The organism is Nguyenibacter sp. L1, from assembly GCF_035199985.1.
GTDB classification, from domain to species: Bacteria; Pseudomonadota; Alphaproteobacteria; order Acetobacterales; family Acetobacteraceae; genus Gluconacetobacter; species Gluconacetobacter vanlangensis.
This window is the reverse complement of the sequence record NZ_CP127015.1, coordinates 3,322,024-3,336,242: the sequence shown is the minus strand read 5'-3', so window position 1 is coordinate 3,336,242 and position 14,219 is coordinate 3,322,024. Positions and strand designations below refer to the sequence as shown.

General features: G+C 68.0%; 12 protein-coding genes. 6 read left to right on the top strand and 6 right to left on the bottom strand.

The annotated features are described in order from the left end of the window. Positions 1–41: 41 nt before the first annotated feature. Complete coding sequence (locus QN315_RS14990; RefSeq protein ID WP_323990108.1) at positions 42–674, top strand: histidine phosphatase family protein; 633 nt, start codon at positions 42–44, stop codon at positions 672–674. Here QN315_RS14990 and bluB read toward each other — a convergent pair. The 4 genes from bluB to QN315_RS14970 are packed head-to-tail and all read right to left on the bottom strand — an operon-like array spanning position 664 to position 3,092. After that, a complete protein-coding gene (bluB, locus tag QN315_RS14985; RefSeq protein WP_323990106.1) occupies positions 664–1,326 on the bottom strand; it encodes a 5,6-dimethylbenzimidazole synthase in 663 nt (220 codons plus the stop codon). The genes QN315_RS14990 and bluB overlap by 11 nt on opposite strands. 42 nt (positions 1,327–1,368) lie before the next feature. Next, positions 1,369–1,896: an iron transporter gene (locus QN315_RS14980; protein ID WP_323990105.1), complete on the bottom strand. Its 528-nt coding sequence runs from the start codon at positions 1,894–1,896 to the stop codon at positions 1,369–1,371. A 22-nt stretch (positions 1,897–1,918) separates the two neighbouring features. Next, positions 1,919–2,740: an FTR1 family protein gene (locus QN315_RS14975; RefSeq protein ID WP_323990104.1), complete on the bottom strand. Its 822-nt coding sequence runs from the start codon at positions 2,738–2,740 to the stop codon at positions 1,919–1,921. A 1-nt stretch (position 2,741) separates the two neighbouring features. Further along, positions 2,742–3,092, bottom strand: coding sequence for a cupredoxin domain-containing protein (locus QN315_RS14970; protein WP_408904644.1), 351 nt, complete (start codon positions 3,090–3,092; stop codon positions 2,742–2,744). A 174-nt stretch (positions 3,093–3,266) separates the two neighbouring features. On the opposite strand from QN315_RS14970, the gene QN315_RS14965 reads away from it, so the two are divergent. Both QN315_RS14965 and QN315_RS14960 read left to right on the top strand, forming a co-directional pair. Beyond that, positions 3,267–3,785, top strand: coding sequence for a hypothetical protein (locus QN315_RS14965; RefSeq protein ID WP_323990103.1), 519 nt, complete (start codon positions 3,267–3,269; stop codon positions 3,783–3,785). A 51-nt stretch (positions 3,786–3,836) separates the two neighbouring features. After that, the gene (locus QN315_RS14960) at positions 3,837–4,475 is read left to right on the top strand and encodes an SCO family protein (RefSeq protein ID WP_323990102.1); all 639 of its coding nucleotides are present in this window, start codon (positions 3,837–3,839) and stop codon (positions 4,473–4,475) included. Positions 4,476–4,496: 21 nt separating this feature from the next. Here the strand turns inward: QN315_RS14960 and QN315_RS14955 are convergent, their stop codons facing one another. Both QN315_RS14955 and QN315_RS14950 read right to left on the bottom strand, forming a co-directional pair. After that, the gene (locus QN315_RS14955; protein ID WP_323990101.1) at positions 4,497–5,870 is read right to left on the bottom strand and encodes a PepSY domain-containing protein; all 1,374 of its coding nucleotides are present in this window, start codon (positions 5,868–5,870) and stop codon (positions 4,497–4,499) included. A gap of 77 nt (positions 5,871–5,947) precedes the next feature. Continuing rightward, positions 5,948–6,409 (bottom strand): hypothetical protein, encoded by a 462-nt coding sequence (locus tag QN315_RS14950; protein ID WP_323990100.1) that lies wholly within the window; start codon positions 6,407–6,409, stop codon positions 5,948–5,950. A 256-nt stretch (positions 6,410–6,665) separates the two neighbouring features. Between QN315_RS14950 and QN315_RS14945 the strand changes: the two genes are divergently transcribed. The 3 genes from QN315_RS14945 (at position 6,666) to QN315_RS14935 (ending at position 14,117) form a co-directional block, all read left to right on the top strand. Continuing rightward, positions 6,666–9,965, top strand: coding sequence for an efflux RND transporter permease subunit (locus QN315_RS14945; RefSeq protein ID WP_323990098.1), 3,300 nt, complete (start codon positions 6,666–6,668; stop codon positions 9,963–9,965). Positions 9,966–10,147: 182 nt separating this feature from the next. Next, complete coding sequence (locus tag QN315_RS14940) at positions 10,148–11,236, top strand: hypothetical protein (RefSeq protein WP_323990097.1); 1,089 nt, start codon at positions 10,148–10,150, stop codon at positions 11,234–11,236. 139 nt (positions 11,237–11,375) lie between these two features. After that, positions 11,376–14,117, top strand: a complete 2,742-nt coding sequence (locus tag QN315_RS14935; RefSeq protein ID WP_323990095.1) for a TonB-dependent receptor — start codon at positions 11,376–11,378, stop codon at positions 14,115–14,117. Positions 14,118–14,219: the final 102 nt, after the last annotated feature.

Sequence of the window (14,219 nt, the reverse complement as noted above, 5' to 3'; positions counted from 1 at the left end):
CCGACGGCGTCCTGCGCAGACGCGAGGTGAAGAAAGCGCCGATGACCCCACATCCCCCCGACGACCCGGCAGCCGGCATGCACCCGGCGCTGCCCATCCTGCTGGTGCGCCACCCGCCGGTGCAGGTCGCGCCCGGTACCTGCTACGGGCGGCTGGACCTGCCGCCCCGCCCGGGATGGGAGGCCCGCGCCGACGGGCTGGCGGTGCTGGCGCGCGGGGCGGGCCTGCGCGTGCTGTACACCGCGCCGGCCGTGCGCTGCCACCTGCCGGCCCGGCGCGTCGCCGAACGGGCCGGGCTGGCGCTGCATGTCGATCCCCGCCTGGCGGAACTGGATTTCGGCACGTGGGAGGGCCTGGCCTGGGCGCGGATCGACCGGGCCGCGCTGGATGCCTGGGCCGCCGATCCCGAAGGGTTCGCCCCGCCCGGCGGCGAGAGCGGCCATGCGCTGCGCCGGCGCGTCGGCGCGTTCTGGACGGACATGCTGCATGCGGGCCGGCCGGCCGGCGTCATGACGCATGGCGGGCCGCTGCGCCTGCTCGGCGGACTGGCCGCGGGACGCACGCCCCGCCTGCTGGACCCGCCGCCGCCGCAGGGCGCCGCGCGGCTGTTTTCCGTCGTCCCGGCGGAATACGGGCCGGGGACCGAACATGGCGGCCGGCGCCTCAGCGCATGATCCAGGCCCGGCGGGCGGGGTTGCGCCGCTCCCACCCCTGGCGTTCCAGCTCGGGGGAATCCGCCGGCGTTTCAGGATGGCCGACGCACAGATAGGCCAGGAAATTCCAGCCCGGCTCGGCCTCCAGGATGGCGGCGACGCGGGCGGGATCCAGGATCGACACCCAGCCCACCCCCAGCCCCGCGGCGGTGGCGGCCAGCCAGAATGTATGGATGGCCATCACCGCCGACCAGGTCGTGGTCTGGGGCATGGTCCGGCGCCCCAGCCCGCGCCCCTGGGCGGGATCGGCGTCGCAGAATACCGCGACATGATGGGGCGCGCGATCCAGGCCCGCGAGCTTCAGCGCCGCATAGCGCGCGGCCTCCGCCCCCGTCCGGGCGGCCAGCGCGTCCGCGTTGCAGCGGGCGAAATCCGCCCGGACCGCCGCCCGGCGCGCCGGCGCCTCGACCCGCACGAAGCGCCACGGCTCGCTCAGCCCGACCGAGGGCGCCAGGCAGGCGGTCGCCAGCAGCCGGTCCAGCATCGCCGGGTCCACCGGATCGGTCCGGAAATGCCGCACGTCGCGCCGCCAGACGAACAGCCGATCCAGCGCGTCGCGAAAATCATCCGAAAAACCGGGGGGCATATCGGCGCCTCGGCCGGAATCGTTCATCACAGGGCCATCGTCCGACACCCCCAGGTGTCCTGCCCGAATTTATTTCTGCGGATAGGCGAAGGTGAAGGATTCGCTGAACGGGGTCCAAAAGCCCGGCGTGCCCGTCTCCTTGTCCACATGGTGCATGAAACCGTTCGCCTCGGGCGCGCCATAACGGAATTCCACCGTATAGGTCCCCGGCCCGTCCATGCGAACATTGTCCGCGTAATGCGGGCCGTCCTTGGCGGTCATGGCGTGCAGCGTGCCCGTTGCCGTCCACGGGCTGCCGGCGCGGGTCAGCCTGTAGGTGATCGTCAGGTACGGCACCCAGGCCCCGTCCGGAAAGCCCCAGACATTGTCGGCCGTGGCATGGATGTCGGTTTCCAGATGGATGGACCCGGGGCCGGTCGGCATGCCCGCCATCATCGGCGCGACCTCGACCCCCACCAGGTAATTGGCGGCGATCTCCATGTCATGGGCATAGACCGGGCCGCCGATCGGATATTCCCGCGCCAGCGCGGGCGCGGCCCTCAGCACGCCCCCCAGCGGCACGGCGAGCAGGAAGGCGGCAAGATTCCGGACCATCATCGTTTTTTTCTTCCTGATCAGGTTACGCATCGGCACGGACGGGGCGGCGGCCGACCCGGTAGCCGGCCACCAGCAGCACCAGCAGCGTCACCGCCCAGGCCACCAGTTGCACGCCGGTGGGACGGTCGGAATAGCCGGTCAGCGCCTTGGCCGCGCGTCCCGCCATGCTGCCATCGGACAGCAGCCAGGACGAGTCCCAGATCTCATAGCCCAGGGCCGGGATCAGGTCGTCATTGGCCAGCAGGGCCGCCGCCTGGCTGGCCATGCCCGCCGCCAGCACCGCGACCAGCAGCCCGGTGACGGTAAAGAGATGCCGCATCGGGATCACCACCAGGCCGCGATACAGCGCCCAGGACAGCGCGCCGCCGGCCGCCACCCCCAGCAGGCCGCCGCCCAGCATGGCTGCCGGGCCCGACCCGGTCGAAACCGCGATCCCGTACAGGAACAGCACGACCTCCACCCCCTCGCGCAGCACGGCGACGGCCACCACCACGGCCAGAGCGGGCAGCGAACGCGCCCCGCTGGCCACCGCGTCGCCCATGTCCCGCATGTCCCGCGCCAGTTCGCGTCCATGCCGGGCCATCCACACCGTGTGCCAGCCCAGCATGACGACCGCCAGGCACAGGATCGCCGCCGAAAACACGTCCTGCCCGTTGCCCGACAGCGCCTGCGACAGCGCCCCGGCGAACAGCGCGACGATCGCCGCCCCCAGCACCCCGGCCCCGATCCCGCCCGCGACCCACAGGCCGCGCCCGGCAATGCCGCGCGTGGCGGCCAGCACGATGCCGACGATCAGCCCGGCTTCCATCACCTCGCGAAAGACGATCAGCAGACTGCCCAGCATCTCAGTGCGTTCCTTCCTGCCCTGCGCCGTCCGCGGTCACCGTGCCCGTGGCCAGGTCGGGATGATAATCGTCGAAGAATTTATAGGTGCCGGGATGCAGCGGCCCGGCATGGACGGTGATCGTGCCACCCTGCACGACGATCTTCTCGAACTTCATGTCATAGCTCTCGAATTCGTCCACCGTGTCATCCTGGTTGGTCAGCGTCATCAGAAAGCGCTGGCCGGCCGGGACGGTCACATGGTCCGGGCTGAAATGATGGTTCTTCACCACCAGATGCACCGGGTCCTGCGCCAGGGCGGCGGCCGGGGACAGGACCATGCTCGCCGCGCCCGCCGCCAGGATCAGGCGCATGGCGGCCATCGGGCCGCGGGCGCGGCGCGCCGGGGCGAGAGAGAGGCGCGGACGGAAGAAAGGCGCGGCACGCATGGGCGGATCCAGCAGAATCGTGCTTCGCTGCTAATGCGACTGGTTCGCACTGTCAACTTGACGTGCTATGCGGTGACGCGTTCGCCGCTGCGGAAACCCATGATGTCCCATCCTTTCGCGTTCATGCGCCTGCCCTATGCCGTGCTGATCGCACTCGACAGCCGGATGTACCATTACTGGATGCAGCCGGTTCACTACCTGGTCCGGATCGTTCACATCATCAGCATGTCGGGCTTCTTCGGCATCGACATGATCTTCGGCGCCGCTTTGTTCCGCCGCAACGGCCATGCCGCGCTGGCCGCGATCACCCGGCTGATCGTGCCCTGGCTGCACACGCTGTTCGCCGTGGCGATGCTCAGCGGCGTGGCGCTGTTCTTCTACGACCCGGTGCATATCGGCAGCCGGGGCTATCTGACGCCCAAGCTGCTGCTGATCGCGCTGGCGCTGGCGCTGGCCGCCTTCTGCCACCGCCGGGTCTATATGCCGGCGCTGGGCGGCGGCCCGGCCGGCATGCTGCGCGCGCGCGCCGCCGCCGGCCTGTCGCTGCTGCTGTGGAGCGGCGTGATCGTGATGTCCTGCCTGAACAGCGAGGGCGTGCCGAAGGTCTTTCTGCGCTGACCGCCGGCCCCGCTATTGGGCTCCGGGCGGCCAGGCGCCTATAATCGGGCCATGACACGGCGGCAGGACAGGCAGAAGAGCAAGAGGCGGAACGGATCGCGGGACAGGCGGGCCGGGCTGGCGGTCGCGCTGGCCGGAATATGCCTGCTGGGCGCCGCCGCGCTATACCGCGCCGCGATCGGCGCCGGCACGCCGCCCCGGATCGGCGGCGATTACGTGCTGGTGAACGACCAGGGCCGCATCGTGTCGCAGGATTCGTTCCACGGCCGCTACACGCTGGTCTATTTCGGCTATACCCACTGCGTCGATGTCTGTCCGCTGACCCTGTCCACCGTGACCGCGGCCCTGGCCCGGCTGGGGCCCCGGCAGGACGACATCGTGCCCCTGTTCGTCTCGGTCGATCCGCAGCGTGACACGCCGGCGGCGCTGCACCGCTACGTCGCCGCCTTTTCGCCCCGGATCGTGGGCCTGACCGGCAATGCGGCGGATATCGACCATATGCTGGTGGAATTCCGCGCCATGGCGCGCCGCCATCCGGACGCCCGGGCGCCGGACGGCTACCTGATGGATCACAGCTCGGTGCTGTATCTGATGGACGGGGACAACCGGCTGGTCTCGCTGTTCCCGGTCGACGCCGACGCGGGCGAGATCGCCGCCCGCCTGCGCCGGCTGCTGCCGCCCGCGTCCTGATCCCTCATCCCAGGGCACTCGTCACCCCAGGCGAAAACGGCGCCCGACCGCCATCGCCGCCAGCAGGATCGCGACCGACGCCGCCAGTTCCGGCAGCAGCAGGCACAGCACCAGCGCCAGCAGCACCCCGCCCCAGCCGACCCGCCCCTCCGGATGGCGCGGATGGGCCCCCAGCCGGCCGGGCGGCCGGCGGCGCAGCCACAGGATTGTCGCCGCGACGCTCATGGTCAGCAGCCCCGTGGCGACCAGCAGGTTCGCCATTTGGTTCGGCCAGCCGAATAATTGCCCCTCATGCGCCGCCACGCCATAGGCCACGATCCGGTCCACCGGTCCCTTGGCCGCGAACGGGGTGAAGGACAGCATCCGCCCGTCGGCCGCAAACCGGGCCGAGGCCCGGCGCGGCCGGTTCTGCGTATCGGATCGCACGCCCCAGCCCTGTCCCACGCCGGCAGGCGGCGTCACCAGGACCGGCGCCGGCAGGTCCAGCCGCATCGCCGCCGCCGCCACGCGATCCAGCGCCGCCGGATCGAATCCCGCCGCCGGCACGGCCGCGCGCGTCGGGCCGTCCATCTCCATGCCGGGCATCGCCGCCATGCCGGATGCCCCGCCGGCGATCTCCACCCGGGCGGGCACATGGCCGATCTGCCAGTCCGGCACCGAAGGGCCCGGCACCGGCAGGATCGGCGCCAGCCGATCCTCGGCCGCCTTCAGCGCATGCCCCCAGACGAAGGACCAGGGCAGGCCGCTGGCCAGGAACAGCACCAGGAACAGCGAGACGAACAGGCCGGTGACCGCGTGGGCGTCGCGCCAGGCCGTGCGCCCGCCCGCGCCCAGCCGCGGATAGACGACACCGCCCCAGCCCTGCCCCGCCCCCCGGCGCGGCCACCACAGATACAGGCCGGTCACCGCCAGCACGATCGTCCAGGACGCCACCAGTTCCATGATGACCGAGCCGGCATTGCCCATCAGCAACTGGCCATGCAGGTTGAAGACCACCCGCTCGAACCGCGACTCCTCCGACACGCGCTTCAGCACCGCGAGCGTGACGGGGTCGAGATAGACGCGCACCGCATCCCCGCCCCGCCCGACCAGCACCCGCAGCGCCGCATGGGGCGAGGACGGCAGTTCATAGGCCAGGAAACGGCCCTGGGGCACGGCGCGCAGCGCGGCCGCGACCGCCGCCCCCGGCGTCGCGGCCAGCATGCCAGGCGGGGGCGGCGGCAGATGGTCATAGGCCCGGTCGATGCGGGCCTCGATCTGCGGCTTGAACAGATAGAGCGTCCCCGTCAGGCACAGGAATGCGACGAAGGGCAGGCACAGCAGCCCGGCATAGAAATGCCAGCGCCAGACGGTACGGTAATCCGGCCAGGGGCCGGCGCGGAAAAGACGGATCATAAGGGCATGTCCTGACGGCAATGCGAAACGGACCATCCCCGGAGACGGGGATGGAGCGACGGCGATGCGATGTGATGTCAGGACAGGATCGGCGGCCCTCGGGGATGGGCAGCCGTACGGGTCACGCGGGGCGGCCCGCGCGACAGCGGGCGCATCCATCCTCCACGCGACGGGCCGGGCAGGCCGCCGGCAAGGACCATGGGCACCGGCAGGATCGCGTCCGGCAGATCCTGGCCCGGCAGGGCCAGCGCCGCGCCGTCAGCCGCCAGGCGATGCGGGCCATGCCGGTGCGGCGCGCCAGTTACAAACCCGTCGGTCGCGCCCCCGCCGGGCGTGGCCGCGTCGCACAACACGCCCAGGACGGCGGACGCGGCCGGCGGCGAAACCACGCCGTCCGCCGGCACGCCTGCTCCGCCCAGCGCCAGGCGCCCCACCAGGGCGAACAGCACCAGCCACCATCCGCCGCGCGGGGCGCGGCGCCTCCCCGAGGCCCTGCGGCCGGGCGGAAGCCCGGTCCGTGATGGTGCGGATGATGCCATGCGCCCTTCTATCGCCTTGCCCGCCCCCGCGCCATGCCGGACAGCCCCCCGCTGCGAGACCGGCGGAAAACCGCCCTCGGCGCGCCCGTCCCGACAGTGTTGAGAATAATTTAGCCCATCCGCGCTGGACGGAGGCAGGGCGGTCACGGACATAAGGCGATGGGCCACGGAGCATGGGAGAGACGTTCGCGCAGCATCCCCGCCAGCCCATCGCGGCCCATCGCCGGCCCATTCGGACGAGACGCGGATACCCGACATGACAGTGACAGGATTGTTCATTCGCCGGCCGGTGGCGACCACGCTGCTGACCCTGGCCTGCATCCTGGGCGGAGTCCTGGGCTATCTCGCCTTGCCGGTCGCCGACCTGCCGAATATCGACTTTCCGGTGATCCAGGTCCTGGCCCAGCAGCCCGGTGGCTCGCCCGAGCAGGTCGCCAGTTCGGTCGCCGAACCGCTGGAACGCCATCTGGCCGCGATCGCCGACCTCGAGGAGATGACGTCCCAATCCAGCCAGGGGATGGTGCGGCTGACGCTGCAATTCGCCCTGTCGCGCGACATCAACGGCGCGGCCCGCGACGTCGAGGCCGCGATCCAGGCGGCACGCGCCGACCTGCCGACCACGCTGCGGCAGAACCCCGAATATTACAAGGCGAACCCGAACGACCCGCCGGCCATCATGCTGGCGCTGACATCCGGCAACCGCCCCCTGCCCGAGCTGTACGACAAGGCCTCCAGCCTGCTGCTGCCGCGCCTGTCGCAGATCCGGGGCGTCGGGCTGGTCGAGATCAGCGGCAGCGCGCTGCCCGCGGTGCGCGTCGAGATCGATCCGCTGCCGCTGTACAAGTTCGGCATCGGGTTCGAGGATATCCGCGCCGCCCTGGCCTCGGCCAACGCCCACACGCCCAAGGGCTTCATCGACCAGGGCGGCATGCGCTTCACGCTGCAGACCAACGACCAGGCCCGCAGCGCCCAGGCCTATCGCGACCTGGTCATCGCCTATCGCAACGGCAGGCCGGTCCGGCTGGGCGACGTGGCGCAGGTCGTCGACTCTGTCGAGGACGTACGCAATGCCGGCTATTTCGGGCGCGAGCCGGCCATCGTCATGATGGTCTTCATGCAGGCGGGCGGCAATATCGTGCGGGCGCTGGACCAGTTGCACGCCGAACTGCCGCATCTGCGCGCCACGCTGCCGGCGGGGATCCAGCTCCATACCTTCATGGACCGCTCGCAGACCATCCGGGCGTCGCTGGCCGATACCCGCATGACCCTGTTCCTGTCGGCGCTGCTGGTGGTGCTGACGGTGCTGCTGTTCCTGGGCACGCTGCGCGCGACGCTGATTCCGGCCATCGTCATCCCGGCCGCGATCATGGGCACCCTGGGCGTCATCAGCCTGCTGGGCTTCTCGCTGGACAACATGTCCCTGATGGCGCTGACGATCTCGACCGGCTTCGTGGTCGATGACGCCATCGTGGTGCTGGAAAACATCACCCGCCACGTCGAATCCGGCCTCTCCTCCTTCCAGGCCGCGCTGCGCGGCGCAAGCGAGGTCGCGTTCACCGTCGTCTCGATCACCGTCTCGCTGATCGCCGTCTTCCTGCCGATCCTGCTGATGGGCGGGATCACCGGGCGGCTGTTCCACGAATTCGCCGTCACGGTGTCGGTGACACTGTGCATGTCGATGGCCCTGTCGCTCAGCCTGACCCCGATGCTGTGCGCCCGGCTGACCCTGCACGACGCCGGCGGCGGCGCGGGCCGGCTGGCCGGGTGGGTCGAACGCGGGCACCTGGCCATGCTGCGCGTCTATGGGCGCTGCCTGGACTGGGCGCTGGCGCACCGGGCGCCGATGCTGCTCAGCCTGCCGGCAACGCTGGGCCTGACGGTGGCGATCTATCTGACCATGCCGCAAAGCCTGTTCCCCGACGAGGATAGCGGCGTGCTGCTGGGCCGGCTGATGGGCGACCAGGCGATTTCCTTCCACGCCCTGAACCAGAAGATGAACCAGACCCTGGCCGCCCTGCAGAAGGACCCGGACGTCGCGGGGGTGGCGGGCTTCGTCGGCGGCAGGGGGTCGTCGAACCAGGGCAATCTGTTCATCGCCCTGACCGACAAGTCGAAGCGGCCGCATCCGCCCGCGACCACCATCGCCAATCTCAACCATCGCCTGCACGACATGACGGGCGCGCGCTTCTATGCGCTGCAGCGCGGCGCCATCCGCATCGGCGCGCGGCCCAGCAACGCGGCCTATCTCTATACGTTGCAGGGCGACGACACGACCGCGCTCTACGCCTGGACGCAGAAGCTGGTGGCGGCGCTGTCGACCCGGCCGGAACTGATGGACGTCTCGTCCGACGTGCTGCTGGGCGGGCTGGCGATGAACGTCGCGATCGACCGCGACGCCGGGGCGCGGACGCAGATCACGCCGCAACTGATCGCCAACACGCTGTACGACGCCTACGGCCAGCGCGCGGCCTCGGTCATCTACAACGACATGAACCAGTATCGGGTGGTGATGGAGGCCGCGCCCCGCTTCTGGCAGAACCCGGCCTCGCTGCGCCAGGTATGGGTCAGCGTCGCGGGCGGCGCGGCACAGGGGGGCACGCAGGCCAACACGATCCGCGTCCGCGCCGGCGACCCGGCGGCGGCCACCGCCGCGACGGCGCAGAGCGCGCAATCCTTCCGCAACCAGATCGCCAACACGCTGGCCGGCGGCCGTTCGGCCTCGACCGGCTCGGCCGTGTCCACCGCCGCCGAGACCATGGTCCCGCTGGGCGTCGTCAGCCTCAGCAGCGCCGGCCATATTCCGCTGGCCATCAATCACGAGGGCCAGGGGGTCGCGACCACGGTCTCGTTCAACCTGCCGACCGGCGTGTCGCTGGGCCAGGCGGTGCAGATCGTCGAGGACACGGTGCGGCAACTGAAGATCCCGGCCTCGATCCACGGCGCCTTCACCGGCAATGCGGCGCAGTTCAAGAACAATTCCAGCAGCGAGACGCTGCTGATCCTGGCGGCGCTGGCGGCGGTCTACATGGTGCTGGGCATCCTGTATGAAAGCTATGTCCATCCGCTGACCATCCTGTCCACCCTGCCCTCGGCCGGGGTGGGCGCGCTGCTGGCGCTGTGGGCGTTCGGGCAGGACTTCTCGCTGATGGGCATGATCGGGGTGATCCTGCTGATCGGCATCGTGAAGAAGAACGCGATCATGCTGATCGATTTCGCCATCGCGGCCGAACGCGACCACGACCTGACGCCGCATCAGGCCATCCGCCAGGCCTGCCTGCTGCGCTTCCGTCCGATCATGATGACGACCTTCGCCGCCGCGATGGGCGCGCTGCCGCTGGTCGTCGGCAACGGCTACGGCTCCGAGGTCCGCCACCCGCTGGGGATCGCGATCATCGGCGGCCTGGCGGTCAGTCAGGCATTGACCTTGTTCACCACCCCCGTCGTATATCTGTGCCTCGAACAGCTCAGCCGCCGCGCCGCGCAATGGCGTCGCAGGCTGCTGCCCGGCAGCCGCACGACGCCCGACCGGACCGAAACCGGCCTGTCTCGCGGCTGACGTTAAATTTTCCTCAAATCTTTAAAAAATCAGCCGCAATCCTGCTGCGTAACGTTCACGCACAGCCACGCCGCACCCGACTACAAATCCGGCATTCATTTCGCCGTTCGCCCGGCCCTCCTTGCGACCCGCAAGACCCCGGGACGATCGCGAACTGATGCCAAGGACAAGAAAGGTGCATCATGTTTCGTAAAAAGATCGCTCTGCTGCTCGGCACGGCAATGCTGGGCTGCCTGGGCTGCAACGCCGCGTCGGCCGCGACCCTGAACGCCGATACCGGGCCGGTGCAGTTCCTGCACAGCACCAAGCTGCCCGAAATCACCAAGGGCGGCTTCGACCATTTCGCGATCGACAAGAAGGACAATCTGCTGCTGGTCATGGCCGAAAAGCACGCCACGGCCGAGATGTTCCGCCTCAGCGACGGCACGCACCTCGCCTCGGCCGGCGGTTTCGGCCTGCCGCACACCCCGGCCTATGTCGCCGACCAGCATCAGCTCTTCGTCTCGGACGACAAGCTGGGCTGCGTCGTCGTCGACGTGCCGTCGCTGAAGATCGTCAAGGTCATCACGCTGCGTCCCGGCGCGGATGAAGCCGTCTTCGACAAGAAGGCCGGCCTGTTCTATGTCGGCAACGGCGGCAAGAACGACCATTCCGAGAACTCGTCGATCAGCGTCATCGACGTCAAGCAGCACAAGGAAGTCGCGCGGATCGGCATCCCGTCGGCCAACATCGAATCGATGGTCGTCGATCACGGGCGCAACCTGCTGTTCGCCAATCTGCGCGACAAGAAGCAGATCGCCGTCGTCGACCTGCAGGCCCGCCAGCTCAAGACGATCTGGACCATCTCCGGCCTGAACATGAACACGCCGATGGCCTATGACGCCAAGACCCAGCGCCTGTTCGTGGTCGGCCGCAAGCCGGGCAAGCTGTTCGTGATCGACTCGACCACCGGCAATCTGCTGTCCACCGCCGATTGCGTCGATACCGCCGACGGCGAGACCTGGGACGGCAAGAACAAGCGCCTCTATATCAGCGGCGCCGAGGGACTCAGCGTCTTCCATCGCGACGACGCCGATCATTTCTCGGAAATCCAGCGCATCGACACCAAGACCGGCAAGGTCTCGGCCTATGTCGGCGGGCTGAAGCAGCTCTATATCGCCCACGCCAAGACGGCGACCGAGCCCGCGGCGCTGGACATCTACACCGTGGCGCAGGACCCGGCGGCCGAAGCAGCCGCCCAGGCCGCGGCTGCCGCCAAGAAGAAATCGTAAAAAATATTCCCGTCGCGGCCTGGCATTCAGGCCGCGACGTCACGAATACCGAAAAACAACGGCTTTCCCTCCTCTGCTACCGAGATCCCGACACTGAAATCGCTGATCCACATTGGCACCCGCAGGGAGTGGTTTTTCGATGCGTACCCGCACGATACTGTACCGCAGTTCGCTTCTCTGTCTCGCGACCGCCCTCGTCCCTGTCGGCGCCCCCGCCCTGCACGCCCAGGACGCACAGCCGGGCCAGGCGCAGCACACGCCGCACCACGCGAAAAAGAAAAAGCCCCGGCATAAGGCGCAACGGAAAGGGACCGAAACCGCCCAGGACGCGCCTGGCCGGCATGCGGCGCGTCGCCCGGCGGCGCCCCGCTCCTCGGCGCCCGAGCGCCTGCAGGTGGTCGGACGCAAGCACGCGGTGAAGCCCAACGCCCTGGGCACGGTGGAAGAAGCGCGCCTGGTCCAGCAGAACGCGCCCAACATCGTCAACATCCTGCCGCAATCGGAAATCGAGAAGATCCCGAACTTCGTGCTGGGCGACGCGATGCGCCGCATGCCGGGCGCCTCGATCATCTTCAAAAGCGGCGAGTCCCGCGGCATTCAGATCCGCGGCCTGGATTCCAGCCTGAACGGCGTGATGTTCGAAGGCGTGCTGCTGCCCGCCGGCTCCATGAGCGGCTCGGGTCGCGCCATGCCGCTGGACGCCATGCCGGCGACCCTGGCCGGATCGCTGGAACTGACCAAGACCAACCGCCCCGACCAGGACGCGATCGCGCTGGGCGGCCAGATGAACATCCTGTCGCGCGACATTACCGAAGACCAGGCGCCGTTCCTGAACATTCACACCGCCGGCGGCTTCCGCGACCCCAGCGCGACACAGGTCTTCGAGGGCTCGATCGCCGGCGGCATGCGCTTCGGCCTGCACGGCAATCCGTTCGACAAGCATGCGTCGGACGACAAGCCGTTCAGCGTCTCGTTCTTCGCCAGCGCATTGTCCGACTGGCTGAACATGGGCGACGTGCAACAGAAATTCGCGACCGACCCGACCGGCCCCACCGCGAACAACGTCACCCAGGCGTCGCAGGTCATGTATATGGAACACAAGGTCCGCTACGCCTATGGCGGCACGCTGGGCTGGGACGTCGACCGTCACACCCATCTGTACCTGAAGATGTTCGATTCGATCCTGGACGCGCCCGTCGTCAAGAATCAGCTCAGCTATAATTTCAGCCCCAAGGCTGGCCTCAATGATCCCAGCCAGGTCGGCACCGCCGCATTGTCGCAAAGCGTGAACGACACCTGGGTACGCAACGAGGAACGGATCTACAAATTCGGCGGCGACAGCAATCTGGGCCGCTTCAAGCTGGATTATTTCGGCGCCTGGGCAAGCAACTTCATCTATACGCCCTATTCCTACACCGCCGGCTTCAACGGCCCGACCATTCCCGTCACCTACAACAACGTCTCGGTACCGCTGCGGCCGGTCGTCACCGCGCTGAACGGGGCGAACCCGCTGAACTACAACGCCTACAAGCTGGCATCCCTGTCGAACGGCACGATCCAGAACGACACCGACGACGAATGGACCGGCCATATCGGCGCCTCGACGCCGCTGAACTTCTTCCACGAGATCATGGGCACGCTCAGCTTCGGCGGCGGCCTGCGCACGGCCCATGTCGTGCACTGGGACCCGACCTACAGCTATTCCAACTTGCCCGGCGTGACGGCCGGCCAATGGGCGGGCAGCAATAACTGGACCTTCTTCGACGGGCTCTACAATATCGGCTATCCGGTCGGCACGCAGCAGATCCGCCAGGCCATCAACTGGCCGTCCTATCCGATCGTGCGCAACACGGCCGCCGACCTGATCAAGCAGAAACAGGCCTATATCAACGACAACGAGAACGTCTATAATCTCTATCTGCAATATCAGGCCACATGGCGCCGCTTCGGCATCCTGACCGGCTTCCGCTTCGAAAAGACCGACGGCGTCTATCGCGGCACGCAGACGATCACCCAGGGCAATACGCAGGTCCTCTCCCCCCGCGCGGTGGGGCAGGAATATGCCAATTTCTTCCCGACGGTGCAGTTGCGCTATAATTTCACCGACAACCTGATCGCCCGCGCCAACTGGTCCACCGCCATCGGCCGGCCCGGTTTCCAGGAAGTGACGGCCAGCCAGACGATCAACCAGTCCGGCACCACAAATACGGTGACGGTCGGCAATCCGAACCTCAAACCGACCACCGGCACCAATTTCGACCTGTCGCTGGAATATTACCTGCCGCACGGCGGCATCATCTCGGGCGGCGCGTTCGACAAGGAATTTAAGAACTACGTCGTCAATTTTACAAACTATTCCAGCAATTATCCGGGCCTGTTCGGCCTGACGACGATCACCACCTACGCCAACATCCCCTATGCCTATGCCCGCGGCTTCGAAATGAACTATCGCCAGCAATTCGATTTCCTGCCCGGCTTCCTCAAGGGGTTCGGCATCGGCGGCAACATGACCTTCGTGCAGTCGCGCGGCCGGGGGCGCGACGGCGCCTTCGAAACGCTGCCCAACACCGCGTCCCATATCTATAATTTCGAGGCCTTCTACAATCGCGGCCCGGTCAGCATCCAGTTCGACGGCAATTATCAGGGCCTGACCATGACGGGCCTCGGCTCCGACCCCACGAACGACAGTTGGGTGCAGCCCTTCCTGAATTTCGACATCGGCGCGACCTACCAGATCAACAAGCGCGTCAGCCTCAGCTTCCAGGCTCGCAACTTCACCAACACCATGCAGGACGCGACCCAGGGCAGCGCCGCCCGCCGTATGGTCGAACTGCAATATTTCGGCTCGGCCTATCTGTTCGGGGTCAACGTCCATCTCTAAACCGTCCCACTCTAAACCGACGTCCAGAATTTCTTGAAACTTTAACATGGCAGGGAAAGTTCGCCGCTTCTGCCCGGTTGCGGATGGCGCTAAAGACGGCGT

What these genes read in the sequence shown, in the direction of transcription:
- QN315_RS14990 (WP_323990108.1), top strand. Translation starts at nt 42, where the DNA reads ATGACCCCACATCCCCCCGACGACCCGGCAGCCGGCATGCACCCGGCG.
- bluB (WP_323990106.1), bottom strand. Translation starts at nt 1,326, where the DNA reads ATGAACGATTCCGGCCGAGGCGCCGATATGCCCCCCGGTTTTTCGGAT.
- QN315_RS14980 (WP_323990105.1), bottom strand. Translation starts at nt 1,896, where the DNA reads ATGATGGTCCGGAATCTTGCCGCCTTCCTGCTCGCCGTGCCGCTGGGG.
- QN315_RS14975 (WP_323990104.1), bottom strand. Translation starts at nt 2,740, where the DNA reads ATGCTGGGCAGTCTGCTGATCGTCTTTCGCGAGGTGATGGAAGCCGGG.
- QN315_RS14970 (WP_408904644.1), bottom strand. Translation starts at nt 3,092, where the DNA reads ATGCGCCTGATCCTGGCGGCGGGCGCGGCGAGCATGGTCCTGTCCCCG.
- QN315_RS14965 (WP_323990103.1), top strand. Translation starts at nt 3,267, where the DNA reads ATGATGTCCCATCCTTTCGCGTTCATGCGCCTGCCCTATGCCGTGCTG.
- QN315_RS14960 (WP_323990102.1), top strand. Translation starts at nt 3,837, where the DNA reads ATGACACGGCGGCAGGACAGGCAGAAGAGCAAGAGGCGGAACGGATCG.
- QN315_RS14955 (WP_323990101.1), bottom strand. Translation starts at nt 5,870, where the DNA reads ATGATCCGTCTTTTCCGCGCCGGCCCCTGGCCGGATTACCGTACCGTC.
- QN315_RS14950 (WP_323990100.1), bottom strand. Translation starts at nt 6,409, where the DNA reads ATGGCATCATCCGCACCATCACGGACCGGGCTTCCGCCCGGCCGCAGG.
- QN315_RS14945 (WP_323990098.1), top strand. Translation starts at nt 6,666, where the DNA reads ATGACAGTGACAGGATTGTTCATTCGCCGGCCGGTGGCGACCACGCTG.
- QN315_RS14940 (WP_323990097.1), top strand. Translation starts at nt 10,148, where the DNA reads ATGTTTCGTAAAAAGATCGCTCTGCTGCTCGGCACGGCAATGCTGGGC.
- QN315_RS14935 (WP_323990095.1), top strand. Translation starts at nt 11,376, where the DNA reads ATGCGTACCCGCACGATACTGTACCGCAGTTCGCTTCTCTGTCTCGCG.